Annotated in this window: 4 protein-coding genes; 2 read left to right on the top strand and 2 right to left on the bottom strand. The window is 58.7% G+C overall.

The features are described 5' to 3' along the window. Positions 1-325, bottom strand: a 325-nt coding sequence (locus ACH2EH_RS19930) for an RNA polymerase sigma factor (RefSeq protein ID WP_395144432.1), incomplete at its 3' end; no start/stop codon positions are given. 84 nt (positions 326-409) lie between these two features. On the opposite strand from ACH2EH_RS19930, the gene ACH2EH_RS19925 reads away from it, so the two are divergent. Beyond that, positions 410-1,033: a superoxide dismutase gene (locus tag ACH2EH_RS19925; protein ID WP_395144430.1), complete on the top strand. Its 624-nt coding sequence runs from the start codon at positions 410-412 to the stop codon at positions 1,031-1,033. Here the strand turns inward: ACH2EH_RS19925 and ACH2EH_RS19920 are convergent. Continuing rightward, the gene (locus tag ACH2EH_RS19920) at positions 1,018-2,919 is read right to left on the bottom strand and encodes an amylo-alpha-1,6-glucosidase (RefSeq protein WP_395144428.1); all 1,902 of its coding nucleotides are present in this window, start codon (positions 2,917-2,919) and stop codon (positions 1,018-1,020) included. The genes ACH2EH_RS19925 and ACH2EH_RS19920 overlap by 16 nt on opposite strands. A gap of 100 nt (positions 2,920-3,019) precedes the next feature. On the opposite strand from ACH2EH_RS19920, the gene ACH2EH_RS19915 reads away from it, so the two are divergent. Continuing rightward, positions 3,020-3,254: endonuclease domain-containing protein (locus ACH2EH_RS19915; RefSeq protein ID WP_395144427.1), on the top strand; the 235-nt coding region annotated here is incomplete at its 3' end.

Below are 3,254 nucleotides of genomic sequence, written 5' to 3'. Positions count from 1 at the left end.
GGATCAATACTGCCCCATCAGGCTCGTCGGGGCGGTCGTCTTTCCAGAAGCACACCCGCCGCGTCCAGGCCGATTTCTGATGATCATGTGCCGTGTTCAGTGCGATCCGCGTCAGCCACGAGCCCAGCGATGCCTCACCCCGGTAGCTACCAATCGCCTGCCACGCCTTGATCACCGTCTCCTGCGCCAGATCCTCCGCATCTGCTTTTCGACGAACGACGCTAGAAACCGTGCGCCAGATTCGGCCTCGATGCGCTTCACACAACAGTGAGAACGCTTCGGTGTCTCCCTTTCGGGCTCGATCTAGCAGCTCGTTTTCCGTCATCACACACATAGACGATAGCTTAACGAAAAAGCGCGAACTTATCTCGCCAATTGGGGTATATTTTTTCAGAAGGAAACAATTACTATGTCCATTGAACTGCCCGCACTGCCCTACGCTTACGATGCGCTTGCTCCCGTGATCTCCCAGGAGACCATGGAGTTCCATCACGACAAGCACCACGCTGCCTACGTCACGAACTTGAACAATGCAATCAAGGACACCGAAGTCGCAGACTGGAGCGCGGAGTCGCTCATCACTAATCTTTCCGCCGTGCCTGAGGCAATTCGCGGTGGGGTTCGCAACAATGCGGGCGGGCACGTGAACCACTCGCTCTTTTGGGAGCTGCTCACTCCGGGCAGCGCATCTGCTCCCACCGGCGCTCTTGCCGAGGCCATCTCGGCGACTTTTGGCTCACTGGATGCTCTGAAAGAGGCAGTCAACAAGGCCGGCGCAACCCGCTTCGGCTCCGGCTGGGCCTGGCTCGTCACCGACAGCGATGGTAAGCTCTCCGTGGTCTCCACGGCAAACCAGGACACCCCGCTCATGGGCATTGCCGTTGCCGGTTGCACGGGCACTCCGATCCTGGGGATTGATGTGTGGGAGCACGCCTACTACATTGACTACCGCAACGCCCGCCCGAAGTACTTAGAGGCGATCTGGAGCGTGGTCAACTGGGACAAAGTCGCCGAGCTTTACGCGGCTCGGTAAGTGCGCAGAACCTCTGCGAGGCTCCACGCCTGCCACGGACAGCCGTTTGGCCGGTGTGGAGCTGCGCCGTCAAATACTTCCGCGATCCCCCCAAGGCCGTAGTCTTCGGTTTGGTGACGCAAAAGCTCAGTTAAAAATGGCGCGACATCGGCGTCGGCTCCGTGGACTTTTTTATAGAGATCGCAGAAGCTCCCGATTAGCCACGGCCAGACGGTTCCCTGGTGGTAGCTACTATCGCGCTGGTGCGGGCCGCCTTCATAGCGTGGGCGGAAGCGTGTGTCAGCAGGGGAGAGCGTCCGCAGGCCATACGGCGTGAGTAAATGCTCGGTGGCAACAGAAAGCACGGCGTGGTTTACGGTTTCGCCTAAGTCCAGAAGCGCCGCCGCGATCACTTGATTGGGCCGAATTGCCGCGTCGGGCGTGCCATCAGGAAACAAAGAGTCGTAAAGCCCGAGACCACCGGCGCGCACAAAACGCGCCAGAAATGCCGTGTGTGCTTTCGCCACAAGCTCCGTCTTCCCCGCCACTTTTAGTGCGTTGATCCAGAGGGCCTGCACCTCCACGGGGCGATCAAAGCGCGGCGTGATCGCTACCCCGTCCACTTTCGCGTCCATCCACGTCAGATTCGTGTGATCATCGCCGCAGCGCAAAAGCCCGTCGGCGTCGCAGTAGATCCCATCGCCTACCGTGCCGTCTAAATGCGCCGTGAGAATCGCCTCAACAGTCTCCGAAAGCTCGTCCGTCAGCCCACACAGCCCGATGCAGCGCACAAACCACAGCGTCCCATCCACATTGTTGTAGGCTGGCGCGTCGTTGTTGTCCGGGAAGCGATTTGGGATTCTCCCATCACGTACCCACGGCACAAAATCCCGGATAATTTGCTTTGCGATCTCCTCCCGCCCCGTCGTCAGGCAAAGCCCTGGAAGCGAGATAAACGTATCGCGCCCCCAGTCGGTAAACCACGGATAACCCGCCAGAATTGTCTTGCGACCATCGTGCGCACCAACGACGAACTGTGCAGCGATGCGCTCCTGCTGCCATTGTTGGTTACCCTTGAGAGTCTTTCGCCACTTAATTAATTCCAGCGACGGCTTAGGTTCTTCCGAATTGTGGAGATCACGCTTGGCGGGGCGTTTGTTTTCAATCGAGGCGATCACATAGGGATTCGGCTGCAGCAGCCTGCGCTTTTCCATAGTGAGCGTTGCCGGACAGTACAGACCCTCTGTTGCCGAAAAGCCACGCTCCGCCTCGCGCCGGTGGAATATTCTGTCGTTCCACCAGCCCGCAGGCTCCCATATGCCGTGTGGACAGTAAAATCGAAGCTCCGGTGCATCCGGAGTGGCCTGGACGAGCCAACCGCCCTCGCAGGGTTCGCTCCTAAAGGGGAAACCTTCCCAGTGCTGCATGTCGCTGTGATAGTCCTTCCAGCAAACCAGGGGCGCGATTCGGATTCCTGCGCCTATGGGAAGCGAGTGCCATTCGAAACGGATCGCATTCTTGGCGGGATAGAACTGAATCGTCCGGCCTATGAGCGTTCCGCCTGGGTAGCCGGGACGTCCGTCAAAAGGCGATGGAATGGGTAGCTGATACTGCCAGTGTGGCCCGAAGTGTCCCCGGCCAAAGCTAGCGTGGCGCTCCCAGCCATCGGGAAAGACGGTGCCATCTTCATAAAGATGCGTGGCGAGTGGGTACTCGACGCCGTCAATAATCACGGTTTCGTCCAAGCCGCCGAGCAGCGACATGCGGTGGCCAGACGGTGGATCGAGCGCGACGGTGAGCAAACTATGGTAGCGGCGGGTGGCGCATCCGGCGAGCGTGCCTGAGGCGAAGCCGCCGATGCCGTTGGTCAAGAGCCACTCTTTGGAGGCGAGTTCGTCGAAGGTCATCCTACCCCCTAACCCCCGCCCGGCGGGGGGACAATATGGTTTTTGGGAATTTTTTAATTGGTTTTAACAGATTGGGCTGTTGCCAGCCGTTATCGGGGTGATGAAACCAAAACCAAGGTACTGGCGTGGTGCCTCGCCAGAGCTGCATGACTGGGCACGCGAGAATCGCAATACGCCTACTTCTGCGGAAGAGGCACTCTGGGAGGTGCTGCGAAGTAGACGGCTGAACGGGCTGCGCTTTCGCCGCCAGCACGCTTATGAAACTTATATCTTTGACTTCTACTGCGCTGAGTATCGGCTGATTATCGAAGTGGATGGTGGCTATCATGACAATG

The sequence above is a fragment of the Armatimonas sp. genome, assembly GCF_043760365.1.
GTDB lineage: Bacteria > Armatimonadota > Armatimonadia > Armatimonadales > Armatimonadaceae > Armatimonas.
The sequence above is the reverse complement of the archived record's forward strand: the minus strand, read 5'-3'. Positions and strand labels throughout refer to the sequence as shown.

Bases quoted from the DNA above. Each gene is read 5' to 3' on its own strand.
- ACH2EH_RS19925 (WP_395144430.1), top strand. From the start codon at position 410: ATGTCCATTGAACTGCCCGCACTGCCCTACGCTTACGATGCGCTTGCT.
- ACH2EH_RS19920 (WP_395144428.1), bottom strand. From the start codon at position 2,919: ATGACCTTCGACGAACTCGCCTCCAAAGAGTGGCTCTTGACCAACGGC.